The sequence below is a fragment of the Mesorhizobium sp. genome, from assembly GCF_004962245.1.
Classification (GTDB): Bacteria; Pseudomonadota; Alphaproteobacteria; order Rhizobiales; family Rhizobiaceae; genus Mesorhizobium.
This window is the reverse complement of sequence record NZ_SUHQ01000003.1, coordinates 227,038-252,700: the sequence shown is the minus strand read 5'-3', so window position 1 is coordinate 252,700 and position 25,663 is coordinate 227,038. Positions and strand designations below refer to the sequence as shown.

General features: G+C 62.6%; 27 protein-coding genes, 1 tRNA gene and 1 pseudogene. 17 read left to right on the top strand and 12 right to left on the bottom strand.

What is annotated here, in order from left to right; all coding sequences use genetic code 11:
• Positions 1–92 precede the first annotated feature (92 nt).
• The gene (locus tag E5X88_RS04895; RefSeq protein WP_292158785.1) at positions 93–2,105 is read right to left on the bottom strand and encodes a BTAD domain-containing putative transcriptional regulator; all 2,013 of its coding nucleotides are present in this window, start codon (positions 2,103–2,105) and stop codon (positions 93–95) included.
• 164 nt (positions 2,106–2,269) lie between these two features.
• Between E5X88_RS04895 and E5X88_RS04890 the strand changes: the two genes are divergently transcribed.
• On the top strand, positions 2,270–2,512 hold the full coding sequence (locus E5X88_RS04890) for a DUF1127 domain-containing protein (RefSeq protein ID WP_292236391.1): 243 nt from the start codon (positions 2,270–2,272) through the stop codon (positions 2,510–2,512).
• 80 nt (positions 2,513–2,592) lie between these two features.
• Here E5X88_RS04890 and E5X88_RS04885 read toward each other — a convergent pair whose 3' ends face one another.
• Entirely contained in the window at positions 2,593–3,120 is a 528-nt protein-coding gene (locus E5X88_RS04885; protein WP_292158783.1) for a gamma carbonic anhydrase family protein, read from the bottom strand.
• 19 nt (positions 3,121–3,139) lie between these two features.
• The gene (locus tag E5X88_RS04880; RefSeq protein ID WP_292158971.1) at positions 3,140–3,484 is read right to left on the bottom strand and encodes a hypothetical protein; all 345 of its coding nucleotides are present in this window, start codon (positions 3,482–3,484) and stop codon (positions 3,140–3,142) included.
• Between the two features lie 150 nt (positions 3,485–3,634).
• Here E5X88_RS04880 and E5X88_RS04875 point away from each other — a divergent pair, with 150 nt between their 5' ends.
• Positions 3,635–4,366 (top strand): hypothetical protein, encoded by a 732-nt coding sequence (locus E5X88_RS04875; RefSeq protein WP_292158781.1) that lies wholly within the window; start codon positions 3,635–3,637, stop codon positions 4,364–4,366.
• A 56-nt stretch (positions 4,367–4,422) separates the two neighbouring features.
• Here the strand turns inward: E5X88_RS04875 and E5X88_RS04870 are convergent, their stop codons facing one another.
• Together E5X88_RS04870 and cysE are read right to left on the bottom strand one after the other, a co-directional pair.
• Positions 4,423–4,626, bottom strand: a complete 204-nt coding sequence (locus E5X88_RS04870; protein ID WP_019857879.1) for a DUF3126 family protein — start codon at positions 4,624–4,626, stop codon at positions 4,423–4,425.
• 249 nt (positions 4,627–4,875) lie between these two features.
• Positions 4,876–5,724 carry a serine O-acetyltransferase gene (gene cysE / locus E5X88_RS04865; protein WP_292158777.1) on the bottom strand — a complete coding sequence of 283 codons (849 nt, stop codon included), beginning with the start codon at positions 5,722–5,724 and terminating at the stop codon, positions 4,876–4,878.
• Positions 5,725–5,970: 246 nt separating this feature from the next.
• On the opposite strand from cysE, the gene E5X88_RS04860 reads away from it, so the two are divergent.
• Positions 5,971–6,570 carry a hypothetical protein gene (locus tag E5X88_RS04860; RefSeq protein WP_292158776.1) on the top strand — a complete coding sequence of 200 codons (600 nt, stop codon included), beginning with the start codon at positions 5,971–5,973 and terminating at the stop codon, positions 6,568–6,570.
• A 168-nt stretch (positions 6,571–6,738) separates the two neighbouring features.
• On the opposite strand, the gene E5X88_RS04855 is transcribed toward E5X88_RS04860, so the two are convergent.
• The 3 genes from E5X88_RS04855 to E5X88_RS04845 form a co-directional block, all read right to left on the bottom strand.
• A complete protein-coding gene (locus E5X88_RS04855) occupies positions 6,739–7,512 on the bottom strand; it encodes an alpha/beta hydrolase (RefSeq protein WP_292158773.1) in 774 nt (257 codons plus the stop codon).
• A gap of 20 nt (positions 7,513–7,532) precedes the next feature.
• Positions 7,533–8,045 carry a DUF192 domain-containing protein gene (locus E5X88_RS04850; RefSeq protein WP_292158769.1) on the bottom strand — a complete coding sequence of 171 codons (513 nt, stop codon included), beginning with the start codon at positions 8,043–8,045 and terminating at the stop codon, positions 7,533–7,535.
• Between the two features lie 112 nt (positions 8,046–8,157).
• A complete protein-coding gene (locus E5X88_RS04845) occupies positions 8,158–8,730 on the bottom strand; it encodes a cold-shock protein (RefSeq protein ID WP_366664750.1) in 573 nt (190 codons plus the stop codon).
• 239 nt (positions 8,731–8,969) lie between these two features.
• Here E5X88_RS04845 and gloA point away from each other — a divergent pair, with 239 nt between their 5' ends.
• Together gloA and E5X88_RS04835 are read left to right on the top strand one after the other, a co-directional pair.
• Positions 8,970–9,410, top strand: coding sequence for a lactoylglutathione lyase (gene gloA, locus E5X88_RS04840; protein ID WP_292158766.1), 441 nt, complete (start codon positions 8,970–8,972; stop codon positions 9,408–9,410).
• A gap of 29 nt (positions 9,411–9,439) precedes the next feature.
• A pseudogene (locus E5X88_RS04835) lies at positions 9,440–9,733 on the top strand (DUF2218 domain-containing protein).
• 10 nt (positions 9,734–9,743) lie between these two features.
• Here E5X88_RS04835 and E5X88_RS04830 read toward each other — a convergent pair.
• Positions 9,744–10,298 (bottom strand): DUF1697 domain-containing protein, encoded by a 555-nt coding sequence (locus tag E5X88_RS04830; RefSeq protein ID WP_292158765.1) that lies wholly within the window; start codon positions 10,296–10,298, stop codon positions 9,744–9,746.
• Positions 10,299–10,308: 10 nt separating this feature from the next.
• Positions 10,309–11,565 (bottom strand): threonine ammonia-lyase IlvA, encoded by a 1,257-nt coding sequence (gene ilvA, locus E5X88_RS04825; RefSeq protein ID WP_292158763.1) that lies wholly within the window; start codon positions 11,563–11,565, stop codon positions 10,309–10,311.
• Positions 11,566–11,587: 22 nt separating this feature from the next.
• Here ilvA and E5X88_RS04820 point away from each other — a divergent pair, with 22 nt between their 5' ends.
• The 3 genes from E5X88_RS04820 to E5X88_RS04810 all read left to right on the top strand — a co-directional run bounded on the left by E5X88_RS04820 (position 11,588) and on the right by E5X88_RS04810 (position 14,387).
• On the top strand, positions 11,588–11,779 hold the full coding sequence (locus E5X88_RS04820) for a hypothetical protein (RefSeq protein ID WP_292158761.1): 192 nt from the start codon (positions 11,588–11,590) through the stop codon (positions 11,777–11,779).
• A gap of 248 nt (positions 11,780–12,027) precedes the next feature.
• Positions 12,028–13,095 carry an alpha/beta hydrolase gene (locus tag E5X88_RS04815; protein WP_292158759.1) on the top strand — a complete coding sequence of 356 codons (1,068 nt, stop codon included), beginning with the start codon at positions 12,028–12,030 and terminating at the stop codon, positions 13,093–13,095.
• A gap of 125 nt (positions 13,096–13,220) precedes the next feature.
• On the top strand, positions 13,221–14,387 hold the full coding sequence (locus E5X88_RS04810; RefSeq protein ID WP_292158757.1) for an alpha/beta hydrolase: 1,167 nt from the start codon (positions 13,221–13,223) through the stop codon (positions 14,385–14,387).
• Positions 14,388–14,418: 31 nt separating this feature from the next.
• Here E5X88_RS04810 and ade read toward each other — a convergent pair whose 3' ends face one another.
• Positions 14,419–16,236 carry an adenine deaminase gene (ade, locus tag E5X88_RS04805; RefSeq protein ID WP_292158755.1) on the bottom strand — a complete coding sequence of 606 codons (1,818 nt, stop codon included), beginning with the start codon at positions 16,234–16,236 and terminating at the stop codon, positions 14,419–14,421.
• Positions 16,237–16,555: 319 nt separating this feature from the next.
• Between ade and E5X88_RS04800 the strand changes: the two genes are divergently transcribed.
• Together E5X88_RS04800 and E5X88_RS04795 are read left to right on the top strand one after the other, a co-directional pair.
• Complete coding sequence (locus E5X88_RS04800; protein WP_292158752.1) at positions 16,556–17,407, top strand: alpha/beta fold hydrolase; 852 nt, start codon at positions 16,556–16,558, stop codon at positions 17,405–17,407.
• A gap of 73 nt (positions 17,408–17,480) precedes the next feature.
• A tRNA-Leu gene (locus E5X88_RS04795) sits at positions 17,481–17,566 on the top strand.
• 344 nt (positions 17,567–17,910) lie between these two features.
• Here the strand turns inward: E5X88_RS04795 and E5X88_RS04790 are convergent.
• The gene (locus tag E5X88_RS04790; RefSeq protein ID WP_292158969.1) at positions 17,911–18,489 is read right to left on the bottom strand and encodes an NUDIX domain-containing protein; all 579 of its coding nucleotides are present in this window, start codon (positions 18,487–18,489) and stop codon (positions 17,911–17,913) included.
• Positions 18,490–18,959: 470 nt separating this feature from the next.
• On the opposite strand from E5X88_RS04790, the gene E5X88_RS04785 reads away from it, so the two are divergent.
• From E5X88_RS04785 to E5X88_RS04755, 7 genes are all read left to right on the top strand, one after another.
• The gene (locus E5X88_RS04785) at positions 18,960–20,063 is read left to right on the top strand and encodes an NADH:flavin oxidoreductase/NADH oxidase (RefSeq protein WP_292158750.1); all 1,104 of its coding nucleotides are present in this window, start codon (positions 18,960–18,962) and stop codon (positions 20,061–20,063) included.
• A gap of 115 nt (positions 20,064–20,178) precedes the next feature.
• Positions 20,179–20,472 (top strand): DUF982 domain-containing protein, encoded by a 294-nt coding sequence (locus E5X88_RS04780; RefSeq protein WP_292240919.1) that lies wholly within the window; start codon positions 20,179–20,181, stop codon positions 20,470–20,472.
• 31 nt (positions 20,473–20,503) lie between these two features.
• Positions 20,504–20,743, top strand: coding sequence for a DUF2188 domain-containing protein (locus tag E5X88_RS04775; protein ID WP_292158746.1), 240 nt, complete (start codon positions 20,504–20,506; stop codon positions 20,741–20,743).
• A gap of 404 nt (positions 20,744–21,147) precedes the next feature.
• Positions 21,148–22,233 carry a sn-glycerol-3-phosphate ABC transporter ATP-binding protein UgpC gene (gene ugpC, locus E5X88_RS04770; RefSeq protein WP_292158744.1) on the top strand — a complete coding sequence of 362 codons (1,086 nt, stop codon included), beginning with the start codon at positions 21,148–21,150 and terminating at the stop codon, positions 22,231–22,233.
• 38 nt (positions 22,234–22,271) lie between these two features.
• Positions 22,272–23,597, top strand: coding sequence for an ABC transporter substrate-binding protein (locus tag E5X88_RS04765; RefSeq protein ID WP_292158742.1), 1,326 nt, complete (start codon positions 22,272–22,274; stop codon positions 23,595–23,597).
• A gap of 105 nt (positions 23,598–23,702) precedes the next feature.
• Positions 23,703–24,641, top strand: a complete 939-nt coding sequence (locus E5X88_RS04760) for a carbohydrate ABC transporter permease (RefSeq protein WP_292158740.1) — start codon at positions 23,703–23,705, stop codon at positions 24,639–24,641.
• 1 nt (position 24,642) lies between these two features.
• Positions 24,643–25,551, top strand: a complete 909-nt coding sequence (locus E5X88_RS04755) for a carbohydrate ABC transporter permease (protein WP_292158738.1) — start codon at positions 24,643–24,645, stop codon at positions 25,549–25,551.
• Positions 25,552–25,663: the final 112 nt, after the last annotated feature.

Here is a 25,663-nt window from a genome sequence, read left to right as displayed (position 1 = left end):
TGCCTTGAAGCGTTTGCCGTTGGCGACGTAGTGCGCGGCCGAGGCGCGCAGCCCTGCGACCGTGGCATCGTCCAGCTCTCGCATCAAATGCGTTAGTCCGGCAGGCCTGCCTTGCGAAGGCCTTCGATATATCTGCTGCGATCGTCCGGTCGATAAAAGGGCGGCAGCACCTCGGCGAGATTCGAAAGCCGCAGCAAGGGATCGAACTCGCATAGCCGGGCCATCATTTGCTGCGCTTCCAAAAGCCGCCCCGCTAGCGCATGACCTGCGGCCGCAACACGCATCGCGCTTGCGTAATTCGGCTGGGATCGCAACGAGCTTTCTGCCCATTCGGCGGCGTCATCGTAGCGGCCAGCGCAGAAGTGAGCGAGCCCCGTGCAGAACTGCCAGGCAAACAGACGTGGATCCAGCGGGCTCAGGCGCATGGCGCCCGCAGCGTGTTCGACGGCTTTGTCCGGCTCACCAAAGCAAGCTCTCACCCAGCTGCTCAGGCCCCAGCCAGCCGCCAAATTCGGGTTGAGAATGAGCGCGCGATCGATGCAGACCGCACTGGTCTTGAGTTCGCCCCCAACATAACCAAGGACGTATCCACCATGGGAAAGCGCAATCGCGTCGTCCCTGCCGAGTTCGACCGCTCGCCTGGCCAATCGGATGGCTTCGCCAATCTCTTCCGCGCGATCAACCATCCAGCCGTTGCTCTTTCGAGTGGCGTAGCATCGCGCAGCCCGCGCATAGGCTGCAGCAAACTGCGGATCACGGGCGATCCCCGCCATGAAGAGTCGCAACGCCTCGTCAACGGCCACTTGATCGTTGACCGTGCGGTCAAAAACGGCGAGCCCGCGGAGGTAGTAGTCGTAAGCGTCCAGGCTTTCTGTCGGCTTGCGTTTGGCACGCTCGATCTCAGCCTCCTCCACCTTCGGCGTGATTGCACCGACTATGCTCGAGGCGACCTGGTCCTGCAGATCGAACACTTCGGCGAGCGTTCCGTCAAAACGATCGGCCCAGAGGTAGGCCCCCGTCGAGGTGTCGATGAGCTGCCCGGCTATGCGCAGGCGGTCACCCGCCCGGCGGACACTTCCCTCGACCACATAGCGCACCCCCAGCTCACGCCCGACCTGCTTTATGTCTATGGATCGTCCCTTGTAGGCGAAGCTCGAATTCCGTGCGACTACGAACAGGTGGCGGAAATGAGCCAGGGCGGTGACGATGTCTTCCACCATACCGTCGGCAAAATATTCCTGCTCTATATCACCGCTTAGATTCTGAAACGGCAGCACCGCAATTGATGGCTGGTCGTCGTGTCTCGTTGGGACTGCCAGCACCTGCGCCGGCGCCGCGACGCCAGGGCTTAGCCCGGACCGCTGATGTCCAGTTCGTTCGCGGGACTGCAGAGAAGCCGCCAGTGAGCTTGTCTGCGCCTCCGGCTCCGCATCCAGATGCTTTTTCAGAGCCGTCCGACAGAGCTCGAACTGGCGCAAGGCCGCGTTTTCGTGACCCCGATGAGCGTGGATCCGGATCAGCGCCCGATGGGCGGCCTCCGCGGTAGGATCTGAGGCGAGCAACCTCTCCGCGAGCCCTTCGCAGGCTGTCTCTTCCGCGGAGCCGGGCATGGGCAGCGCGAGGCTCAGCCGATCCACCAACTGCAGCGCCTTGCGCTGATACCTGTTCAGATAAGGTCCAAACCACTCATCCAGTTCCTCGGGAATGGCTTCCCCTGCAAGCACACCGCCGCGGTAGAGGTCCGCCGCGAAGGCGAGATCGGCCGCTCGGCCCTCCTCCAGTTTCCGGTCGAAGATCGCAATGTCGGCTTCATCCGGACCGGCAATCAGCGCGACGGCTTCCTGATCCCCATCGATGTAGACACTGGCATCTTTGCTGGTCGGGAACGAGCGCCGGATGTCGACCAGCGCTTGCCGCAGACTATTGCGGGCCTGCCCGTTGCTTCGCCCCGGCCAAAAGGCTTCGGAAAGCTGCTCGCGACGAAGGCCGCGGCGGCCCGCGAGGACCAGGGCAGCAAAAAGAAGCGAAGTCTTGCGCGTGGCGAAACGGACAGGCCGGCGCTCCGGGGAAGTAACCTCGAGGCCGCCCAGCAACCTGATCCGCACAGATCGTCTCCAGATTTCGACCGCCGCGGCAGAATAGCATCTCGGTAGCCAGATTTAACACCGATTTAACGGCGGTTCGTCGGACTTTTCACGCACAGCCGAACAGCCCGAAAACACCCGCATGGCACGCTCCCGCCCGCAAATCTCGAAATGGGAGACCAAAAATGGCTGACACGGAAATTCGCACCGGCAGGAGCGCGTCGAAAAGACACTTGTTTGGATCGAGCCTGAAAAGCGTAGCAATCATGATCGCCGCCTTCAGGGAGTGGCGTAGGATCGTCGCAAGACGCAGGGCGCTAGCCGATTTGACGCCCGATCAGCTGAACGACATCGGTCATCCGGAGGCCCATCGCGCCGTGCTCACCATTAAGGCAGGTCTGATCACGAACTTGATGTCGATGAGGTAAGATCGGCTTACTGCCGAATTAGGTCATCGGTTTTGCCTGGTGGGACTTCCTCCTGGTCGTCCGCTCCTGGACTTTCACCGCTACGCCTTCGTCAGCCCTGCCTTGAAGCGTTTGCCGTTGGCGACGTAGTGCGCGGCCGAAGCGCGCAGCCCTGCGACCGCGGCATCGTCGAGCTCTCGCATCAAACGAGCGGGCGAGCCGATGATCAGCGAATTGTCGGGGAATTCCTTGCCTTCGGTGACCAGGGCGCCGGCACCGACCAGCGAATTCCTGCCGATTTTCGCGCCGTTCAGCACGATGGCGCCCATGCCGATCAGGCTGTTGTCGCCGATCGTGCAGCCATGCAGCAAGGCGCGATGGCCAATCGTGCAGCCTTGTCCGATGGTCAGGGGAAAATCGACATCGGTGTGCATGACCGTGTGTTCCTGCACATTGGTGTCGGCGCCGATGACGATCGGCTCGTTGTCGCCGCGAATGACGACGCCGAACCAGAAGCCAGCGTTGCGGCCGATCTGTATGTCGCCGATCAGAGTGGCGTCGGGCGCGATCCAGTTGCTGTCCTCGTCCTCGAAGCCGGGGGCTTTTCCGTCGATCGCATAGAGCGGCATTTTTCGCCTCCGAATCGTCTCACGCTGAAAAATCAGCCGACCCTAGGAGAATGCCTGCCTTGGATGCAATGTCGAGCAGCGCGACGCCCAACACCAATGCCCAGATCGTCGCGGTGCAACCGCAAGAGATCAGCGCCGGTGCGGAAATGCGGCCTTGCCGCCAGGCATCCAGGGCTTCGTTGGCGAACATCAAGGGCCCGGCGCATGCCGTAGCAACCAGCGAGCGCAGGATGTGCGCTGGCGACACATAGGGCTCGACAAAAGCAAGCCGGCGGCCCGATATCAGCTCCATCGCCGATCCGACCAGGCCGCACGCCGTCAGCCCAAACATAAAAGCGAAGAGTGTGTGTTCGACCGGACCCATCTTTACCTTCCATTTACCATGAAATCGCACAGTCGTGTACGATAAGGCGTGATGCAAGAGCCGCGCCACGCCGCATGTGCCGCTCAGGGACACCCAAGGGGACGCGCCCCATGGGATATCTTTGACGGGCGGCCGATATTGAGGATCGCGATGAAGCAGGCAGCCACCGCCCACGGCCCGCAACTCACTGTCGTCGATTCCAGGCTGATGAAGCGGGTGTTCTACGTGTTTTCGGCGCTGGCTGTGCTTTCGGTGGCGATAAGCCTTGGCGGCAAATGGTTCGGCCGCTCGATCGCCATGGCCGGATACACCGACGACACGACGATCCACGAGATCGTGATCGGCAACAATGTCATCGCCGTGCCGGCCAATGTCATCCGTTTCGATCAGGCCCGGCGCGACGGCATCGCCTCGCGCCTCGACCTCTATCTGCGCTATCCCGAGATGGACGGTTACAGCGAGGCCGCCCGCGATGATTTCAACCACACTGGACCCAGCAAGGACATCATCTTCCTGTCGTTCGAACGGCAGATCATGTCGCGGGACATGAGCGGACGCTTCGCGCCGATCTACGGCGCATTGATCGTCCAGCCCGGCACACCCGGCCCGGGCGGCACGACGCTCTATGGCTTCACCGAAAAATCAGGCTATCTCAACGAGGTGCTGGCAGTCGGCAATCGCCCCGGCAAGGACCCGTTCGTGGCCCGCTGCCTGAGCGGCCCAAATGCCGCGCAATCGCTGGCGCCATGCGAACGCGACATCCAGCTCGGCGACAATCTCAGCCTCACCTACCGCTTTCCCAGGGAGTTCCTGGAGGACTGGCAGGCGCTCGACTCAGCCATCGCAGCCGAGGCTGCGCGTATGCTGAGGACCGGGCATTAGCGCCTGATCCATTCCGATCAGGATGGGGCCACAGGCCCCAACCGCGAATCCCTGGCTCAGCCCAGATCGATGTCGAGAATCGCCATCGAGAAATTGTAGTCGCCGTCGTCCTCGTCCTTGAAGACGATGCCGAGGAACTCGTCGCCGACATAGACTTCGGCCGAATCTTCCTTGCGCGGCCGCGCCTTCACTTCAAGCTTGGGGTTCTGGAAGACGCGCTTGAAATAGGCGTCCAGCTTTCTGATTTCGTCAGGCTTCAAAAGTTTTCTCCGATCGTCGGTCTTGCTAAAGCGCGTCGCGTCGGAAGAGACCCATGCGACGCGCTTTAAATCTTGTTTGATGATGTCGTTATCCCAAAACCGCTGCGCACGTTTGGGCGACATGCATAAGTGAGCGCGCTTCTGGCACGTCGACAATGGCGATGTAAAGGCAAGCCGACCGGATATGCGAGAACCGACAGGCGCCAAAGCCGGCAAACGGAGTTCGGTCGCCCGTCCCGCAGACTTGAGTCAGATATCGAAGCTGACGACGTGATCCATCGTCTGCGACGGCAGAAGCTGGTCCATCTGCCGCGAGGGCTGGTCGCAGCCGGTCTCGCCAACGACGCGGGCCGGCACGCCGGCAACCGTCTTGTTGTGCGGCACCGGCGACAGCACCACCGAGCCTGCCGCGATCTTCGAGCAATGGCCGACTTCGATGTTGCCGAGGATCTTGGCGCCGGCGCCGATCAGCACGCCGTAGCGGATCTTGGGATGGCGGTCGCCGCCGGCCTTGCCGGTGCCGCCCAGCGTCACGCCGTGCAGGATCGACACGTCGTCCTCGATCACCGCCGTCTGGCCGACGACAAGACCTGTGGCGTGGTCGAGGAAGATGCCCCTGCCGATGCGGGCGGCCGGATTGATATCGGTCTGGAACACCGAGGACGACCGGCTCTGCAGGTAGAGCGCGAAATCCTGGCGACCCTGGTTCCACAGCCAATGCGCCAACCGGTGGGTCTGGATGGCATGAAAGCCCTTGAAATAGAGCACCGGCATGATGAAGCGGTCGCAGGCCGGATCGCGGTCGTAATAGGCCTGGATGTCGACGCGCACCGTTGCCGACCAGTCCTTGTCATCGGCTAGCATCGCCTTGAAGGTCTGGCGGATGAGATCGGAACCTATGTCCTGATGATCGAGCCGCTCGGCCAGCCGATGGATGACCGCTTCTTCCAGGCTTTCCTGGTTGAGGATGGTCGCATAGAGGAATGCCGCCAGCAGCGGATCGCGATTGACCGCCTCCATAGCTTCGTCGCGGATCGAGCGCCAGATCGGGTCGATCGGCTTCACCGAGGTGGGGCGGGCAATCGTAACGCTGTTCATCGATATTCTCCGGCCATCTAATGTCTCCGGCTTGGCGGCTTGCCTATTCTCCGGCCGCATAATGCGCATCGCGATCAAAGTGCTTCAGGCGAAGCGCATTAAGTGTCTGTTTTGAGCATGTCGTTGTCCCAAAACCGCTGCGCACTTTTGGGCGACATGCTCTATAAGCCAAATCATAGCAGGGTTGAACTCAATTTTCCTTAGTGCTTTGTCAAATGGATTTGGTTCACGGAAATTCAAGCGGCCATGGAAAACGAACCCTTGATCGACGAGCCGCTGAAGCGCGAGCTCTCCGCGCTTTACCGGGCCGAAGGCCGCCACTATCACAACCTCGCCCATATCGAGGCCATGCTGGCGCTGGCCGGCGGCTATCGGGCATCCTTGCACGACGCCGAGGCGGTCGAGGCGGCGATCTGGTTCCACGACGCCATCTATGACAGCCGGGCCAAGGACAACGAAGCCAGGAGTGCCGCCCTTGCCGAGGAAAAGCTCGCCGGCCGCACCGATGCGCAGCGCCTCGGCCGCATCACGGCGATGATCATCGCCACCGCGACGCATGAGTTACCGCAATTTGGCGATGAGAATGCCATCCGCGACGCAGCCCTGTTCCTCGATATGGACCTGGCGATCCTGGGTGCGGCGCCGGATGCTTTCGACGCCTATGAACAGGCGGTCCGCCGCGAGTACGGCTGGGTGGAGGAGCCGATGTGGCGTGCCGGCCGCAGTGCCGTTCTAAAGAGTTTCCTCGCCCGCCCGCACATCTTTCACACCGAGGAATTCCGGCAGCGGTTCGAAGCACAGGCCAGGCAGAACATCGCACGGTCGATCGAAGCGCTTGAGGCATGACCTGAAAGGCTTCTTCCTTCTCCCCTTGTGGGAGAAGGTGGATTGCCGCGAAGCGGCAAGACGGATGAGGGGTGTTGGCCGGAGCGCTGTTGGTGCCAAGCTGGAACACCCCTCATCCGGCCGCTTCGCGGCCACCTTCTCCCACAAGGGGAGAAAGGAGAGGCGCACCTACACCCAAAGCGGGTTCTCCGCATAGAACTCCAGCACGCGCTGCTTGAAGGTCTTGTCGCCGACGGCCAGCATGTGGTCGCGGCCCTCGATGTGAAATGCCTTGGCGTTCGGCATCAAGGCGGCCAGTTCGTCGGGCGAACCGCCGATATCGTCCTTGGTGCCGACGGCAATCAAGGTCGGCTGGGCAATGCGCGCGATGTCGGCCTCGGCCAGCAATTCCCGCGAGTTGGCGATGCAGGCGGCCAGCGCGCGGCGGTCGCTGCGGGTCTGGTCGGCGAAGGCGCGAAACGAGCGGCCGCGCGGATGGCTGGTGGTGTCGGGATCGTCGGCCAGAAGGGCGGCGGCGATCGGGTCCCAGTCGCCGACGCCGTCGACCATGCCGATGCCGAGACCGCCGAACACCAGCGTCGCCACCTTGTCCGGGTCGGAAAGCGCCAGGAACGCCGATATCCGCGCGCCCATCGAATAGCCCATGACATGGGCGCGTTCGATGCCGAGATGGTTCAGCAGCGCCGCCCCGTCGGAAGCCATTTTTGCGGGCGTATAATCGGCCTCTTGATAGCTCTTCGACGAGGCGCCATGGCCGCGATTGTCGAAGGCGATGGCACGGTAGCCGGCATCGTTCAGCGCCTTGAACCAGCCGGGCGACACCCAGTTGACGTAATGGGTCGAAGCAAAGCCATGGATCATGAGCACCGGATCGCCCTGCCCCGATGCCGGCTGGCGGTCGAGGAAGGCAAGGTCAAAACCGTCATGGGAGAAGAACTGCATCTGCGACGGATCCTGCGCGTTCAGTTGTGCGCAGTGCCGATTGCCGGGTGGCGCAGCAGGTCGCCGTCCTCGATGCCGCCCCTGGCGGCGGTGCCCGCCTTGAGCTCGAGCACGAAACGAACCGGCTCGCCGGGCGAGATGATCGCTTCGGATTGCGGCTTGCCCTGCTCGATCGCCCGTATCTTGCCGTCCTGGTCGACGAAAATCAGGTCGAGCGGCATCGGCGTGTTCTTCATCCAGAAGCCCACATCCCGCGTCTCCTCGAATACGAACAGCATGCCATGATCGTCGGCCATCTCCTCGCGAAACATCAGGCCGGCCTCGCGCTCTGCGAAGGTGTCGGCGATTTCGATGGAAAACGAGCGCTCACCGGATTTCGTCACGGCGACCAGGGGCTGCGGATCGACGGGAAGGATCATCGCCCGGCTGTCCGCCGAAGCCGGTTGCTGCGAATGGAGGAAAGCGCCTGTGGCGACGACAAAGGCGATCGCGGCGCAGACTACGCCCGTTGTCAGCCAATTCCTGTGAGTCATTCAAAATCCTCGGCCGGAAATCGTCCTAGACCATGATCCCGAACCTATGGTTCGGAAAAGATCATGGTCAAGCAAAAGCACCAGGTCCCGTCGCGATTCGATCGGGATGGACCTAATGCGAGACCGGCAAGGTGCCCATATCCGGGTGAATTTCGGCAGCCATAAGGCCTTTGTCGCCGCGCCCGAAGCGGACCAGAACGACCTGCCCCGGCCTGAGTTCGGTGATGCCATAGCGGCGCAGCGTCTCCATATGGACGAAAATGTCCTCGGTGCCCTCGCCCCGGGTCAGGAAACCGAATCCCTTGGTGCGGTTGAACCATTTCACCAGCGCCCGCTCAAGGCCGCTTTCCGGCGTCACCGACACATGGGTGCGCTGCTCCTGCATCTCCGCCGGATGGGTCGCCGTGGTGACATCCATGGAGAGCACACGGAACGCCTGCAATCCACGCTCGCCCTGCTTGACGAGGCAGACGACGCGGGCACCCTCCAGGGCGGTCTGGAAACCGTCCTTTCGAAGACACGTCACATGGAGGAGAATATCGCCGGAGGAGCCGTCATCGGGAAGAATGAAACCGTAGCCCTTGGCCACGTCGAACCATTTGATGGCGCCCGCAATCTCGACAAGCTCGGCCGCGTCGCCGCCCTCGTCTCGATTCAACGCGTTACCGGTTCCGTCCCGCCCCATGAAAGAGGCCTTTTCCCCCATAAGAACGCCCCCCTTTTTCCAAGAATACCGCAACTGATTCTTGACGTCAGATTAACACTGCGGTTTCCGGTGTGTGCAAGACCTGACGTGCCTTTTTTCACGGTTCATTGCGGGAATACCGGATTTGTTGTTTGCCGGCGCGGCCGGTTATCGGCAATTGCCCTTTGGCCGGGTGGCCCCTATGTTCCGCCGCAACGCAACATTTCGAGGAAAATCACATGCGCTATCTCCACACCATGGTCCGCGTCGCCGACATCGATGCATCGCTCGATTTCTATTGCAACAAGCTTGGCCTCAAGGAGGTGCGCCGCCACGAAAACGAACAGGGGCGCTACACGCTGATCTTCCTCGCCGCTTCCGAAGACGAGCAAAGCGGCATCGCCGACAAGGCGCCGCTGATCGAGCTCACCTACAATTGGGACCCGGAAGACTACAAGGGCGGCCGCAATTTCGGGCACCTCGCCTATGAGGTCGACGACATCTACGCCACCTGCCAGCAGCTGATGGACAAGGGCGTCACCATCAACCGGCCGCCGCGCGACGGCAACATGGCCTTCGTCAAATCGCCGGACGGTATCTCGATCGAGCTTTTGCAAAAAGGCCCGCCCAAGGCCAAGGCCGAACCCTGGGCGTCGATGGCGAACACCGGAAGCTGGTAGCCAGTCGCATTATCGGGAAGAATCCGCTCATGCCGACCAGCCATGTCGATGTCGCCACCGAACATGCGAGCCGTTATCTGCAGCAGCTTTGCAAGCATTGGGCGCACAAATTTCCCGTCGAATTCGATCCAAACCACGGGACAATCGATCTCTCACTGGGTCGCACGGTTCTGGACGCCGATGCGGCAGCGCTCCACATCGCGGTGACATAAGATGAGCCCGGCTCGCTGGAGCGCCTGGAAACGGTGGTCGCCGACCACATCAAGCGCTTCGCTTTCCGCGAAGAGCTGACCTTCGATTGGAAGCACGCTCCGGCAGCGTAAGCGACTGCGTTCAGCCGCCTCGGCCGGCCATCTCCAGCAGCGCCAGCACCGTGCGCCAGTTGCGCGCGGTGCCGGGCACTTTCAGCGTGCGTGGGATGAGGTTGGCAAACACCGATTTGCCGAGGCCTTCCGGCGCGTGCAGATAAAGCACATCGTCTTTGATCTTGAAGCGTTCGGGACCGGTGCATTTTTCGGCCAGCCGGGCGATCTCGTCGGCGGTCGGCGCGCGTTCCAGGGCAAAGGCGTGGAGCTTGGTTGGCTCCCCGGCGACCTCCGGATAGGGATTTTGAGCCACCAGCCGCTCGAACCAGCCGAGATCGCGCACCATGATGCGCGAATGAAATCCCCACTTCCGCTCGAAGGCCGCTTCCAGCTGTTTGGTGAGCGTGGCCGCACCGCCCTTTGTCGACCGGAACACGACGTTGCCGCTCTGCACATAGGTGGCGACATCGGTAAAGCCGAGCTGCTCGAAGAATGCCCTCAGTTCCGCCATCCTGACGATGCGGTTGCCGCCGACATTGATACCGGAAAACAGCGCGATGAAGGTTTTGGCCTGGGCACTCATATTCGGGCGCTCATATGATGAACCCGGCCAGCGTTTCGTTGTCGGTGATGTCCTGATACTGGACGCCCTCGGCTTCGAAATTGGCGTTGAGCAGCTCGAAATTGCGGCGGTCCTTGGTTTCGATGCCGATCAGCACCGAGCCGAAATTGCGCGCCGATTTCTTCAGATATTCGAAGCGGGCGATGTCGTCGTCTGGCCCCAGCATTTCGAGGAAGTCGCGCAGCGCGCCCGGCCGCTGCGGAAAGCGGATGATGAAGTACTTCTTCAGCCCCTCGAAGCGTAGCGCCCTTTCCTTCACGTCCGGCAGCCGCTCGAAATCGAAATTGCCGCCCGAAACCACCGCCACGATGGTCTTGCCCCTGATCTCCTTCTTCGAAAAATCCTTCAACGCGTCGATCGCCAGTGCGCCGGCCGGCTCCAGCACCACGCCTTCGACATTCAGCATCTCGATCATGGTCGCGCAGAGCCGGTTTTCCGGGATCAGGCGCACCGTATCAGCGGCAAATGCCCGGAGATGCCGCAACGGTTCGCGGCCGATCTCGGCCACCGCCGCGCCATCGACGAAATTGTCGACCTTGGCGAGCTTGACCCGCTTTCCGGTGGCGAGACTCTGGCTCAGGCTTGGCGCGCCGGCCGGCTCGCAGAAGACGAAGCGCGTGTCGCGGCGCTGGTCGGCGAAATAATGCGTCACACCCGCGGCCAGACCGCCGCCGCCGACCGGCAGCATGATGATGTCGGGCATGCGCGCGCCGGGCATCTGGTCTGATATCTCGTAGGCGACGGTCGCCTGCCCCTCGATGATGTCCTTGTGATCGAAGGGCGGCACCATATGTGCGCCGGCGCTTTCGGTGAACTCGAAGGCGGCGCGGTAGCAGTCGTCGAAAAAGTCGCCGACCAGCTTGATCTCGACGAATTCGCCACCGAACAGCCGCGTCTTGTCGATCTTCTGCTGCGGCGTCGTCACCGGCATGAAGACGACGCCCTTTTTTCCGAAATGGCGGCAGACGAAGGCAAAGCCCTGCGCATGGTTGCCGGCGGAAGCGCAGACGAACAGTTCGGCATCGTTGCCGGCTTCCAGCGCCTTGCGGAAGAAGTTGAAGGCACCCCTGATCTTGTAGGAGCGCACCGGCGACAGATCCTCGCGCTTCAGCAGCACGCGCGCTCCGGTCTTCTTCGACAGATAGTCGTTTTCCTGCAGCGGCGTCTCCGGAAAGATCTGCCGGATCGCGACGGCGGCGGCAGCGACGCGGGAGGAAAAACTGGTCATCGGAAGAATCACCTCAGGTCGCATGATGTTGGCAGGCAGCCATCGCGCCAACGGATTCCTTGGCCGGCGACGTTTGAATCCGAACGCAAGCCGAAGCCTATTGCATAATTCGTCGTTTGCGGCCACCGATGCCTCGTCGGCGCACCAGGACGGCATCGCGCTCGCCGACCAGGCTTTGCGCGAGGAAATCGCCGCGCGTCACCCCGAAGCCTGACGCCGCATCAAGGCGCGCCGCGCCTTCATGACGGACGTGCTCGGCATCCCTCTCAAGCCGGAGGTGCTGCCCTTCTCAAACATCCCCGCCTTCCTGCCGCCGTTCTGGCTTTCGCGCAACAGTGCGATGGCTGTCGCGAGGCGCTGACCAGATTTCGGCTGGACACGACTTACTTCTGCCGCACTTCGGCTGTCCGGGAGGGGTCGCGGAGGTTGGATAGGCCTTTCGGCCGGAGTGGAATGTCAGAGTTGAAGAAGATTTGCATCCTTGTCCTTGCCTTGCTCGTTGCCGGCTGTGGCGGCCGGCAAACCGAGGAACTGCTCGGCAGCGCCATGGTGTCCGCGCCGGTGACGGAAATCGCCGGCAACCACAGCATCTTCATCGCCACAACGCGTAAGCGCTCCGAAGACCCCAACAAGGTTTTCGACCGCGAGCGCTCGGCCACGCTGAACTATGCCCGCGCCAACGTCACCGTGCCGGGAATCCACGAAACCGGTCGGATCGAGCGGCGCTCGCGCGGCAAGTCGAACGACCCGGCCAAATACTTCATGGCCTCCGACGTCGTCGGCTACGACACCGCGCCGCAATTCTCCAGCGCGCTCAGCGCCGACATCGCCGCGCGCGGCGGCCGCGTCATGGTCTTCGTCCATGGCTACAACACCGGCTTCGACGCCGCCGTCTACCGCGTCACCCAGATCGCCCATGATTCCGGCTACCCGGGCACGCCGGTGCTGTTTTCCTGGGCGTCGGGCGCCAAGACCAGGGACTATGTCTACGACAGGGAAAGCGCCAGTGCTGCCCGCGACCAGCTGGAAGTGACGCTGAGGATGCTGGCGCAGACCGGCGCGCGGCGCATCGACATCGTCGCCCATTCGCTGGGAACCTGGGTCACCATGGAAGCGCTGCGCCAGCTTGCCATCAACGGCGACCGCGATCTCAGCGGGAAGCTCGGCGACGTGGTGCTGGCCTCGCCCGATATCGATGTCGACGTGTTCAAGAGCCAGATGCGCCGCTACGGCAAGCCGAACAAGCCCTTCATCCTGCTCCTGTCCGACGACGACCGGGCGCTGCGGCTCTCCGGCCTGATCGCTGGCTCGCGGCCGCGCGTCGGCGACTACAAGGACGCGGCCGACCTCGCCGATTACGGCGTGAGCGTCGTCGATCTCTCCAGCGTCAAGGGATCGGATCGCTTCAACCACACCAAATTCGCCGACAACCCCGAGCTGGTAAAGATGATCGGCCAGCGGCTGCGCGAGGATGACGGATTTGCCAGCGACCGCGAGGTGACCGACCGCATCAGCCTGCTCGGGCAGTAAGGTGTTCGTCGTGCAGGTCCACGATTGCAGCGGCGTCGGATCATTTTGAACTGGACCGGGCCGGCCTCTGCCTCTATCGAAATAGCCAAAGACGTCATACGGTTGACGTCCGTTCGGGAGCCTGCGTGACCGTGCGTTCGAAGATCTTCCTCGTCGTTGCGCTCGCGCTCGCTGTCACCGGCTGCGCCGGTCGGAAGACACACGACCTTCTCAACACGACGGCTGTCACGGTGCCTGCCTCCGACATCGCTGCCAAGCATGAGATCTTCGTCGCCACCACCCGGAAGAAAGCCACAACCGATCCGCGGCAGGTGTTCGATGGCAATCGCTCGCTGACCACCAGCTTCGCCCGCGTCGACGTGACGGTCCCGAAAGTTCATCAGGTCGGCGCCATCGAGCGGGTCAAAGGGGCCGCCAACAGCAACCCGGCGAAGGACTTCACCGCGACGAACGTCGCCTTCTATGAAGGCGCTCCGCAATTCGCCAAGGCGGTCGGCGCCGACATCGCCATGCGCGGCGACCGCGCGCTGGTTTTCGTGCACGGCTTCAACAACGGTTTCGACGACGGTATCTACCGGCTGACGCAGATCGCGCACGACACGAAATATCCCGGCACGCCGGTGCTGTTCTCATGGGCGTCGAGCGGCAAGACCACGGGCTACATCTACGATAAGGAAAGCGCCAACGCCGCGCGCGACGATCTCGAAGAGACGCTGCGCATGCTGGCCAAGACGAAGGTCAAGAGCATCGACATTATCGCCCATTCGATGGGCACTTGGGTGACGATGGAGGCGCTGCGCCAGCTTGCCATCACCGGCGATCGCGATCTTGACGACAAGCTTGGCTACGTCATCCTTGCCTCGCCCGACATCGACGTGGATGTGTTCAAGAAGCAGATGATCCGCTACGGCAAGCCCGACAAGCCTTTCGCCATCCTGCTTTCGGGCGACGATCGCGCCCTCCAGCTCTCGGCCCTGATTTCCGGCGACAAGCCGCGCGTCGGCGACTACGGCGATGCGGCCGACCTCGCCAGCTATGGCGTGTCGGTGATCGACCTGACCAAGACGAAAGGCGGCGACCGCCTGAACCACGCCAAATTCGCCGACAATCCGTTCCTGGTGCAGTTGCTCGGCGACCGGCTGCGCGCGCCGGCCGGCCTGGCATCGGAAGAAGCCAATCCGGCGCAGCCGATCGACAATCTCGGCCAGGGCCTCGGCAAGGCCGTCGGCTCCGTCGCCGAGATCGTCATCACCACGCCGTTCAGGGTGCTGACCATCGCCACCGGCGGATGAGCAGGCGTGTGGGCTCGCGCCTTGGTCGATGTCAGACGAACAAATCGACCTTCCGGAACGGGAACGTCGTCACGTCGATCAGTCCGACATCTGAAATCCTCAGTTCCGGAATGACGACCAGCGCCAGCAGCGAGTGCTGCATGTAGGCGTTGTTCAGCGAACAGCCCATCTTGCGCATCGCCTCGGTGAGCTTGTCCGCCTTGGCCGCGACGATTTCGGCGCGCTCGTCCGACATCAGCCCGGCGATCGGCATTTCGACCAGCGCCAGCTCCTTGCCCTTGGAAAACAGCACGACGCCGCCGCCGACCTCGCCCAGCCGGTTGACCGCCAATGCCATGTCCTGCTTGTTGGTGCCGACGACGATGATGTGGTGGCTGTCATGCGCCACGCTGGAAGCCATGGCGCAATCGCTCATATAGCCAAAGCCGGAGACGAAGGCATTGGTGACGCCGCCGGTGCCCCGATGGCGCTCGACCAGCGCGATCTGGCAGACGTCGTTGCGGCGGTCCATGGCGACCAGCCCGTCCTCGACCGGAAGATCGGCCTCCAGCGCGCGCGTCGGCGCCTGGTTCTCGATCACGCCGATGACGCGCACCCGCACCTCGTTGGCGCCCTTGGGTGCCACGATGTCGAAATCCCGTGACTTGAGCTTCCTGCCGAGCTTGACGGTGTTCTTCGCCGTCTTCGGATAATCATAGGCTGGAATGTCGATTTCGAGCTTGCCGCCCTTGGCCAGCCTGACACCGCGGCCATAGACCTCGTCGATGGTCATTGCGGCCAGATCGGAGATGATCAGCAGATCGGCGAGCCGCCCCGGCGCGATCGAACCCAATTCGCGCTCCAACCCGAAATGCTGGGCGGTGTTGAGCGTCGCCATCTGGATCGCCGTCACCGGCTTCAGCCCCTGGCTGATGGCGTGCCGGACCACCCGGTCCATATGGCCTTCATGCACGAGCGTGCCGGAATGGCTGTCGTCGGTGCACAGGATGAAGTTGCGCGGGTCGAGCCCGCCCTCCGTCACCGCCTTGATCTGCGAGGCGACGTCGTACCAGGCCGAGCCCAGCCTGAGCATCGCCTTCATGCCCTGGCGGACGCGGGCAATCGCATCCTCGGCGCGCGTGCCTTCGTGGTCGTCCTCGGGTCCGCCGGCGACATAGCCGTGGAACGGCAGGCCGAGATCACGCGAGGCGTAATGGCCGCCGACGGTCTTGCCCGCCCTCACCGTCGCGGCGATCTCGCCCGCCATCACCGGATCGTTGGCGGCGACGCCGGGAAAGTTCATCACCTCGCCAAGCCCGATGATGTTTTCCCACGTCATTGCTTCGGCGACATCGGCGACCGTCAGCTCGGCACCGGCATGCTCCAGCCCAGGCGCGGAGGGCACGCAGGACGGCATCTGCACATGCACGTTAACAGGCATGGCGACGGCCTCGTCATGCATCAGCCGCACGCCCGGCAGGCCGAGCACGTTGGCGATTTCGTGCGGGTCGATGAACATCGAGGTGGTGCCATGCGGGATGACCGCGCGACAGAACTCCGTCACCGTCACCATGCCGCTCTCGACATGCATGTGCGCGTCGCAAAGGCCCGGCACGAGATAGCGCCCACCGGCGTCGACCACCTTGGTGCCTTGCCCGATGGCGTGACCGGCATTCGGCCCGCAATAAGCGAAACGGCCGCCGGCAATGGCAATGTCGGTGCCGGCGATGATCTCGCCGGAATGAACGTTCACCCAGCGCCCGTTGCGGATGACGAGGTCGGCAGGCTTCCTGCCCATCGCGACATCGACCAGATGCGTCGCCATCTCGGCCCAGGGTTTGGGTTTGGTCGCATTCGCGGTCTTCGCCATGAAGAGACTCCTGTTTTCCCGACTGTGCCAAGCCGCAGAGGTTTTGACCAGCGTGGAACTGTGGGGCGTACGTGGCCGCTCGGCCAAGGCTTTTGCGTCCCATAACGCGATTAGCCTGCACAGCATATCTGTTCTTGCTTTGTGCCGGCAGATATGCTAACAACTTCCACATGGTGCTTATTGCGCCAACGACCCGCCTACCGAGGCGGGTTTTTTGTTTCAAGCTGCGGCGCCGTTCTTCAGAGGCCCTGCCGCCACCGTTGACTTCACGTCTCAAAAAGATGTTGGATCGACAATCCGAAATCCTTGGGGGGAACACATGACACGTTTCTGGAGAGCGCTCGGTTTCGTCACCCTGTTTCTGGTCATGGCAGGGTCTGCCTCCGCTGAAGAGCGCTGGCAGACCCTGCCTGAGCCGGCGGCCATGCCCAAGCCTGACCAAAGCGGCTACGCACCGGTCAACGGTATCCAGATGTACTATGCCGTCTTCGGTGCCGGCGATCCGGTGCTGCTCATCCATGGCGGCCTTGGCCATGCCGACATCTGGGCAAGCCAGGTCGCGACGCTGTCCAAAACCCACAAGGTGATCGTCGCCGACAGCCGCGGCCACGGTCGCTCCACCCGCACCGATCAGCCCTACGGCTACAGTTTGATGGCATCGGACTATCTGGCGCTGCTCGACCACCTCAGGATCGACAAGACCGCGCTTGTGGGCTGGAGCGACGGCGGCATCATCGGCATCGACATCGCGCTCCACCATCCCGAGCGGCTGACAAGGCTCTATGCGCAGGCCGCCAACGTGACCACCGACGGCGTCGATCCGGGCGTCATGACCGACAAGACTTTCGGCGCCTATATCGTGCGCAGCGGCAAGGACTATGCCCGGCTTTCCAAGACGCCCGGCGAATACGACGCCTTCGTGGCGCAGATGAGTCATATGTGGGAGACGCAGCCGGCGTGGACCAAGGAGCAGCTCGGCACCATCACCACCCCGACGGCGATCGTCGCCGGCGACCATGACGAAGCGATCAAGCGCGAGCACACCGAATACATGGCTGCGGCGATACCCGGCGCCAAGCTCATCATCCTGCCCAACCTCAGCCATTTCGCCTCGTTGCAGGCGCCGGACGAATATAACCAGTCGGTGCTTGACTTCATCGACGCGAAGTAAGGGCATCGTCCAAGCCACGGATCGCAGAAGACGGCTTGACGGTCCTTGTCTGGCGTCTGAAAAGGGCTGGCCTGCGGACGTGGCGGAATTGGTAGACGCAAGGGACTTAAAATCCCTCGATCTCTGATCGTGCGGGTTCGATCCCCGCCGTCCGCACCAATTTGAAGTTATTGAATAAAAAGGGCTTTCGGCGGTGAGCCTTCTCGCTCATGCTGATCGAGCCGCCGTGTCACTCGCATCCGAATTGCGGCGGCGCCGATTACACGCCTACATTGGTGGCGGCGCGCCTTCTTTTCCGCAAAGCTCCGAATCGCGAGGCCACTGGCAACGCGGGGTCGGCGGGTTCAGGCAATGCCCATCGAAAGATGGGCCGCCGACTTCCCCGCGGGCGCGCGTTGCCAGCCTGGTCGGCGGCCTCACGTTGAGAAGCAAAACCATGGGTGTGCCCTCGGTTTTGCTTTCGTGATCACCACCAGGCACGGCGAATTCCAGCTCCACCACCCTCACCTTCCGATCGGATTCAGCTTCAGATGCTGGATCAGGATGATCGTCTTGGCGTCGATAATGCGGCCGTCGGCGATACCGGCCAAAGCCTCGTCGAGCGGCATTTCCAGAACCTCGATGTCCTCGCCTTCGTCAGGCGCGCCGCCGCCGTCGGAGATGCGGTCGGCGGGCGAGTAGCGCGCGACGAAGAACCAGAGCCGCTCGGTCACGCTGCCAGGGCTCATATAGGGCGCAAACAGCCGTTCGACGTCCTTCAGGCGGTAGCCGAGCTCCTCTTCCGCCTCCTTGCGGATGCAGGTTTCCGGATCGTTTTCATCGAGCAGGCCGGCGCAGGCCTCGATCAGCGGCTCGCGGTGGCCGGTAACGTAGGCCGGGTAACGGAACTGCCGCACGAGCAGAATGGTAGAGCGCTCCGGGTCGTAAGGCAGGATCACCGCCCCGTCGCCGCGATCGTAGGTCTGGCGGATCTGCGTCTCCCATTGCCCGTCACGCCGGCGATAATCGAGGACGGTCTTTTTCAGAACGGCCCAGTCATCGGAAAGGACTTCCTCCGAACGGATGCGAATGCGGTCTTCCATGATGAGCTCCATGTTGCCGGCGCGAGGGGTAGCCGCGAACCGGCCTTTGCGCAATCCCGACAGCAATTGGTCCAGGGCAATCGTTTCAGTTTTGCGCTGCCCATCCGCCTGCGTTCCAACGTTGGCGGTTGGCGAAAGCCGAAGCGGCATCCGATCTCCCCCCTTGCGGGGGAGATGGCCGGCAGGCCAGAGGGGGGTGGGAAGGATCGCTGGCCTTTGACTTCTTGGCGTGTTGCAACTGGAATCAGCTTGAGGGCGCAATTGCAATTGGTTGACAGGTCGGCGGGACAGCACCCCCCTCTGCCCTGCCGGGCATCTCCCCCGCAAGGGGGGAGATCGGCAGCTTCGTCGACCGCGCCTGCTGCGTTTGAGTTACCCGGCAGGCAGAGGGGCACCGCTTCACCGCCTCGTGTCTGGCGCCGGTACAATCCATTGCCTAAATAGCGACAATCCCTCCCCGGAGTTTTTTCATGACCGCATCCCTGTTCCAGCCGATCACGCTTGACGGCCTCACCTTTCCCAACCGCATCGCGGTCGCACCAATGTGCCAGTATTCCGCCGATGACGGTTCCGCCAGCGACTGGCACCTGTACCACTGGATGAACCTGGCGATGTCCGGTGCCGGCATGGTCACCGTCGAGATGACCGACGTCGAGCGGCGCGGCCGCATCTCGCATGGCTGCCTCGGCCTTTATTCCGACGACAACGAGGCAGCCGCCCGGCGCACGCTGGATGCCGCCAAGCGCGTCGCCGGCCCCGGCACCAAGTTCGGCACGCAGCTTGCCCATGCCGGCCGTAAGGCCTCCAACCAGAAGCCGTGGGAAGGCGGCGGACCGCTGAAGGCCGATCAGGATCCGTGGCCGATCGTGTCTGCCTCGGCAATAGCCTACGATACAGGCTGGCAGGTGCCGCGAGCGCTGGAGGACGAGGAGATCCTGCACATCATCGAACGCTTCGCTGATGCGGCACGGCGGGCCGAGCGGGCCGGCTTCGACTTCATCGAATTGCACGCGGCACACGGCTATCTGATCTTCCAGTTCCTGTCGCCGCTTTCCAACCAGCGCACCGACCGCTGGGGCGGCTCGCTGGAAAACCGCATGCGTTTTGGCGTCGAGATCGCCAAGGCGGTGAGAAAGGCAGTCCCCAAGCTGATGCTCGGGGCGCGCCTGTCGGTCAAGGAATGGGTCGATGGCGGCTTCGATGTCGAGGACGCGATCGAAGTGGCCAAGGCGCTGAAGGCAGAGGGCGTCGCCTATCTCTGCTGTTCGAGCGGTGGCAATTCGCCCCTGCAGAAGCTGCCGACAGGTCCGGGCTACCAGGTGCATCTGGCGGAAGCCGTGCGCAAGGGCGCCGGCATTCCGACGCGGGCCGTCGGCCTGATCGACGACCCGAAGCAGGCCGAGGCGATCGTCGCCGAGGGCCGCGCCGACATGGTGGCTCTGGCCCGCGCCTTCCTCGCCGACCCGCGCTGGGCGTGGCGCGCCGCGGCCACTTTCGGCGAAAAGATCCACCCGGCGCCGCAGCTTGCCCGCTCGGTGACGACGATGCAGCACTGGATGAAGGCGGCCGGCTGACCGGCCCGTTTAAAATGGCTGCGACCCCCAAGGCCGCGGCCCCAGTGACTCACAGCCCTTGAGTCCTTCCACGCCGAGGCCTTGCAACCAAATCGGCCGCTCCGCGTTGGCGGCGATGATGGACAACAAGCCTTTTGAAAAGCCGGTCGTGGTCGAACTTGGCCATGTCGGCAAATACCGTAAAATCCGCAGCACCCAGGAAGCGGCCGAGTGCCTGATGACGGTCTGGCCGCTCAATCGCGGCCCTCGGCATCGCGATGCCCTCGACACTTGCTTAAAAGTGCTGGAAGGTTATCGTTCGACAGCGGATGCGCGCCGGGCATTGGTCGAAGCCGCGAAGGAATCGGACGTGCTGGTTCCCGACGACAGGCTGCCCGAAGACAAACTGCCTGAAGACAAACTGCATTGAGCGGACCGAGCTTTTTCCACCGGAGGATTTCATGGCGAAGCTGACCTACAAGATCGTCGAGCATGATGGGGGCTGGGCCTACAAGGTCGGCTCGACATTCTCGGAAACCTTCCCCACTCACGATGACGCGCTGCGCGCCGCCGAGATCGCTTCGGCCGAGCAGCAGGTCGCCGGCACCACGGACGGCATCCAGTACGAGGACGCCGACGGCAAATGGCACGACGAGCTCGCCGATGGCCGGGACCGGCCGCAAACCGAAGTTTCCGATTAAGGTATGTTGCTTCCGAAAACCGGAGCGGAGCGTGCTTTTGGGTATGAGAGCACCGGAAGTGCAGGTATCAGCCGTTTGCAGGCTGGCGTCACCTGGATTTCAACGTACCTCAGGCTGGTCTCGTTGCTGATGGCTTCTGGCGCCTCCAGTTTTAAGAATTGGGCCTGGCAAGCCATTCTCTTGCTCCGATCACGGACATGGCTAATTTCAGTCCCTGGCGGGAACGCCAGAGGTCATGAGCGACCGAGACGAGCGCTTGCCACGCGGCGGCTTTACAGGCAGGCTTGGTAGCGCTACCGTTTCATCATCGCGCGTGACCAGGGAGGAGCTTGGGAGCTGCCGCGGCCAGTTTGGAAAGCGGTTTCCTTCGAAGACGTCGCAGGAAGCATTCGGGAGGGAAATCGATGGCGTCTGTCGCGATTGGCGATGTCTATAAATCATTCGGAACCGTCGAGATTCTCCATGGCGTCAGCGTGGATATAGACGACGGCGAGTTCGTCACGCTGGTCGGACCGTCGGGCTGCGGAAAATCGACCCTTCTCAGGATGATAGCCGGCCTGGAAAAGATTTCGCGCGGTCAGATCGCGATTGGCGAGCGTGTCGTCAACAATGTCGCGCCAAAAGAGCGCGACGTCGCCATGGTCTTCCAGAACTACGCGCTCTACCCGCACATGACCGTCGCGGAGAACATGGCGTTCTCGCTCATGCTCAAGGGTGTTTCGAAGGCCGAGAGCGGCGCCAGCGTTCAGCGCGCCGCCGAAATCCTGGGGCTGGTGCCGTTGCTGTCGCGTTATCCCCGGCAACTTTCCGGCGGCCAGCGCCAGCGCGTCGCCATGGGCCGGGCGATCGTGCGCGATCCGGCAGTCTTCCTGTTCGACGAGCCGCTGTCCAATCTCGACGCCAAGCTCAGGGTGCAGATGCGCGCCGAGATCAAGGAACTGCACCAGCGCCTGAAGACCACGACGGTCTATGTCACCCACGACCAGATCGAGGCCATGACCATGGCCGACAAGATCGTCGTCATGCATGACGGCCTGGTCGAGCAGATCGGGCCGCCGCTGGAACTCTACGACCGGCCGAACAATCTTTTTGTCGCCAGCTTTATCGGCTCGCCGGCCATGAACCTGCTCAGGGGCGAAATCGTTATCGACGGCTCGCCGTCGTTTCGTGGCTCCGGGGGAATTTCAGTCCCGTTGGCCACGGCACTTTCCGTCGGCAATGGCGAGCCGGTGGTACTGGGAATACGGCCCGAGCATTTGCGCCTGTCCGACCATCAGGGCATTCCGGTCACCGTGGTGGTGGTCGAGCCGACGGGGTCGGAAGTGCAGCTCATCGGCCGGACAGCCGGCGGCGAAGAGATCGTCGCGAATTTCCGGGAACGCCATTCCTTCACGCCAGGCGAAACCATCCATCTTACGGCCGAGCCCGGCCTCATTCATCTCTTCCACGGCCAAACCGGACAGCGATTCGCTACGCGTACCGATCAGTAAGGACCACACGGCAAAGACAATAAACAGGAGGAACGAGCATGAAATTCACCAGACGTGACGTGATCCGCACCACCGCCGGCGTGGCGGCGGGAGCCTTGGGAAGCCGGTTCGTCGGCTCTTCCGCCTTTGCCCAGGAGGGGTTGACATACAAGCCCGAGGACGGCGCAAAGCTGCGGCTGCTGCGTTGGTCGCCCTTCGTACAGGGCGATGAGGATCAATGGCTGGCCAACACCAAACGGTTCACCGAGGCGACAGGCGTCGAGGTCCGCGTCGACAAGGAAAGCTGGGAGGACATTCGCCCCAAGGCGGCGGTAGCCGCCAATGTCGGCTCCGGCCCGGATCTCATGCTGGTCTGGTTCGACGACCCGCACCAGTATCCCGACAAGCTGCACGACGTCACGGAACTGGGCGAGTATCTGGGCACGAAATACGGCGGCTGGCACGATGGACCAAAGCAATATGCGACGCGGGAGGGAAAATTCCTCGGCCTGCCTCTGGCCACCATCGGCAATGCCATCGTCTACCGGGAAAGCTGGGTGAAGGAAGCTGGCTTCTCGGAGTTTCCGAAGGACACGGCAGGCTTCCTCGAGCTTTGCAAGGCGCTGCAAGCGAAGGGGCATCCGGCCGGTTTCACGCACGGCCATGGCGTCGGCGACGGCAACAACTACGCGCACTGGCTGCTTTGGAGTCACGGCGGCCAGATGGTCGACGAGAGCGGCAAGGTGACGATCAACAGTCCCGAGACCCTGAAGGCGATCGAATACGCGCAGGAACTCTACAAAACTTTCATTCCCGGCACCGAGAGCTGGCTCGACGTCAACAACAACCGCGCCTACCTGGCCGGCGAACTGAGCGTCATCGCCAACGGCATTTCCGCCTACAACACGGCCAAGATCAACAAGGACAAGGATCCGAAACTGACTGAAATCGCCAAGGACACACGCACGACCAACCTGCCGATCGGTCCCGTCGGCAAATCCGTCGAGCTGTTCCAGGTGACCACGGCCGTGATCTTCGACTACACGCCCTACCCCAATGCGGCCAAAGCCTATCTGCAGTTCATGTTCGAGGAACAGCAAATGGCGGAGTGGGTCACCTCCTCGGCCGGCTACTGCTGCCAGACACTCAAAGCCTTCGACAACAATCCCGTGTGGACGGCCGATCCGAACAACGCCGCCTACGCCAAGGCCTCCGCGACGCTGCGTCCCAACGGTTATGCCGGACCGCTCGGCTATGCCTCGGCGGCGACCATGGCCGACTACGTCCTAGTGGACATGTTCGCCAAGGCCGTGACCGGCCAGGCCACGCCCCAGGAGGCGATGGAAGAAGCGGAGAAGCGCGCGAACCGGTACTATCGCGTCTGATCGCAGCGCAGCCGGGCAGCCGCAACCGCGCTGCCCGGTCCGGTTTCGCAATCGCGTGGCGGCCGCTCGGGCCGCGGCGCCACCAGACCTCATGAGGACCATCCCATGGCCGTGCCGTCCGTTGCCGTTCAGCCGCGTCCGTCGATCCTGTCTCGCCTGGCCGAAAGCCGGAACGCCCTTGGCTTCGGCTTCATGCTGCCAGCGGCAGCGCTGCTGCTGGTCTTCCTGACCTATCCGCTCGGGCTCGGCGTCTGGCTCGGCTTCACGGATACCCGCATCGGCCGCCCCGGTATCTTCATCGGCACCGAGAACTATCAATATCTGTGGGATGACGCCGTCTTCTGGCTCTCCGTCTTCAACACACTGCTCTACACGATAAGCGCCTCGATCCTGAAGTTCGCGCTCGGCCTCTGGCTGGCGCTTATTCTCAATCAAAACCTTCCCTTCAAATCGTTCTTCCGCGCGATCGTCCTGCTGCCGTGGGTGGTCCCGACGGTGCTGTCGGCCATCGCCTTCTGGTGGATCTACGATTCGCAGTTCTCCATTCTGTCCTGGGCGCTTATGGAAATGGGCCTGATCGACCATCGCATCAATTTCCTCGGCGATCCGGAGAACGCGCGCGCTTCGGTCATCGCGGCCAATGTCTGGCGCGGCATTCCGTTCGTTGCCATCACGCTGCTTGCCGGCCTGCAGACGATTCCGCAGTCACTCTACGAGGCCGCCACGCTCGACGGCGCCAGCCGCTGGCAATTGTTCCGCTTTGTGACGCTGCCGCTGCTGACGCCGATCATCGCCATCACCATGACGTTTTCGGTGCTGTTCACCTTCACCGATTTCCAGCTGATCTATGTGCTGACCCGCGGCGGACCGGTGAATGCAACCCATTTGATGGCGACGTTGTCTTTTCAACGCGGCATTTCCGGAGGTCAGCTTGGCGAGGGCGCAGCGATCGCGGTCGCCATGATCCCGTTCCTGCTTGCGGCGATCCTGTTCAGCTATTTCGGCCTGCAACGCCGCAAATGGCAGCAGGGCGGCGGAGACTGACATGGCTATGATCAAGGAGGCCGAGATCAAAAAAACGAAACGTCCGGAACTCGACGAAGGCGGCATGGGCTACCTTCAGAGCCTGCCTCGGCGCGTGGTGACGGTCTATCTGCCGTTGCTGGTGTTCGTGATCGTGCTGTTGTTCCCGTTCTACTGGATGACGATCACGGCGGTTAAGCCCAATCACGAGATGACCGACTACGCCAATTTCAACCCATTCTGGGTCGTGCACCCGACCCTGGAGCATATCCGCTATCTCCTCTTCGACACGTCGTATCCGGGCTGGCTGCTCAACACGATCATCATCTCGACCGCTGCGACATTCCTTTCGCTGCTGGCTGCGGTGTTCGCGGCCTATGCGATCGAGCGGCTCAGGTTTTCCGGGGCGCGGCAGGTCGGCCTCGCGGTCTTCCTCGCCTATCTCGTGCCGCCCTCGATCCTGTTCATCCCTCTGTCGGTGATGGTCTTCAACCTTGGGCTTTACGACACGCCCTTCGCCCTCATCCTCACCTACCCGACCTTCCTGGTGCCCTTCTGCACCTGGCTGCTGATGGGTTACTTCCGCTCCATCCCGTTCGAACTGGAAGAATGCGCGCTCATCGACGGGGCGAGCCGGTGGCAGATCCTCACCAAGATCGTGCTGCCGCTGTCGGTGCCCGGCCTGATTTCCGCCGGCATATTCGCGTTCACCCTGTCGTGGAACGAATTCATCTATGCCCTGACGTTCATCCAGTCGTCCGAAAACAAGACCGTACCCGTCGGGGTGCTCACGGAGCTTGTCCGCTCCGACGTCTATGAATGGGGAGCGCTGATGGCCGGCGCACTGATCGGCTCGCTGCCGGTGGTCGTGCTTTATTCGTTCTTTGTCGAGCACTACGTGTCCTCGATGACCGGCGCGGTGAAGGAATAGCGCCTGCCGCAAACGCGCGGCCGGCGATGCGCCGCGAACCTGAAGCGATTGCCCTGCTGCAGCAGGGCAATCAATACCGCATTGCCGCCGGCCATCCTCCGCGCTATCTCAG

Coding starts and splice junctions, on each gene's coding strand:
- E5X88_RS04890 (WP_292236391.1), top strand. CDS start 2,270: ATGGCTGACACGGAAATTCGCACCGGCAGGAGCGCGTCGAAAAGACAC.
- E5X88_RS04885 (WP_292158783.1), bottom strand. CDS start 3,120: ATGCCGCTCTATGCGATCGACGGAAAAGCCCCCGGCTTCGAGGACGAG.
- E5X88_RS04880 (WP_292158971.1), bottom strand. CDS start 3,484: ATGGGTCCGGTCGAACACACACTCTTCGCTTTTATGTTTGGGCTGACG.
- E5X88_RS04875 (WP_292158781.1), top strand. CDS start 3,635: ATGAAGCAGGCAGCCACCGCCCACGGCCCGCAACTCACTGTCGTCGAT.
- cysE (WP_292158777.1), bottom strand. CDS start 5,724: ATGAACAGCGTTACGATTGCCCGCCCCACCTCGGTGAAGCCGATCGAC.
- E5X88_RS04860 (WP_292158776.1), top strand. CDS start 5,971: ATGGAAAACGAACCCTTGATCGACGAGCCGCTGAAGCGCGAGCTCTCC.
- E5X88_RS04855 (WP_292158773.1), bottom strand. CDS start 7,512: ATGCAGTTCTTCTCCCATGACGGTTTTGACCTTGCCTTCCTCGACCGC.
- E5X88_RS04850 (WP_292158769.1), bottom strand. CDS start 8,045: ATGACTCACAGGAATTGGCTGACAACGGGCGTAGTCTGCGCCGCGATC.
- E5X88_RS04845 (WP_366664750.1), bottom strand. CDS start 8,730: ATGGGGCGGGACGGAACCGGTAACGCGTTGAATCGAGACGAGGGCGGC.
- gloA (WP_292158766.1), top strand. CDS start 8,970: ATGCGCTATCTCCACACCATGGTCCGCGTCGCCGACATCGATGCATCG.
- E5X88_RS04830 (WP_292158765.1), bottom strand. CDS start 10,298: ATGAGTGCCCAGGCCAAAACCTTCATCGCGCTGTTTTCCGGTATCAAT.
- ilvA (WP_292158763.1), bottom strand. CDS start 11,565: ATGACCAGTTTTTCCTCCCGCGTCGCTGCCGCCGCCGTCGCGATCCGG.
- E5X88_RS04820 (WP_292158761.1), top strand. CDS start 11,588: ATGATGTTGGCAGGCAGCCATCGCGCCAACGGATTCCTTGGCCGGCGA.
- ade (WP_292158755.1), bottom strand. CDS start 16,236: ATGGCGAAGACCGCGAATGCGACCAAACCCAAACCCTGGGCCGAGATG.
- E5X88_RS04800 (WP_292158752.1), top strand. CDS start 16,556: ATGACACGTTTCTGGAGAGCGCTCGGTTTCGTCACCCTGTTTCTGGTC.
- E5X88_RS04790 (WP_292158969.1), bottom strand. CDS start 18,489: ATGGAAGACCGCATTCGCATCCGTTCGGAGGAAGTCCTTTCCGATGAC.
- E5X88_RS04785 (WP_292158750.1), top strand. CDS start 18,960: ATGACCGCATCCCTGTTCCAGCCGATCACGCTTGACGGCCTCACCTTT.
- E5X88_RS04780 (WP_292240919.1), top strand. CDS start 20,179: ATGATGGACAACAAGCCTTTTGAAAAGCCGGTCGTGGTCGAACTTGGC.
- E5X88_RS04775 (WP_292158746.1), top strand. CDS start 20,504: ATGGCGAAGCTGACCTACAAGATCGTCGAGCATGATGGGGGCTGGGCC.
- ugpC (WP_292158744.1), top strand. CDS start 21,148: ATGGCGTCTGTCGCGATTGGCGATGTCTATAAATCATTCGGAACCGTC.
- E5X88_RS04765 (WP_292158742.1), top strand. CDS start 22,272: ATGAAATTCACCAGACGTGACGTGATCCGCACCACCGCCGGCGTGGCG.
- E5X88_RS04760 (WP_292158740.1), top strand. CDS start 23,703: ATGGCCGTGCCGTCCGTTGCCGTTCAGCCGCGTCCGTCGATCCTGTCT.
- E5X88_RS04755 (WP_292158738.1), top strand. CDS start 24,643: ATGGCTATGATCAAGGAGGCCGAGATCAAAAAAACGAAACGTCCGGAA.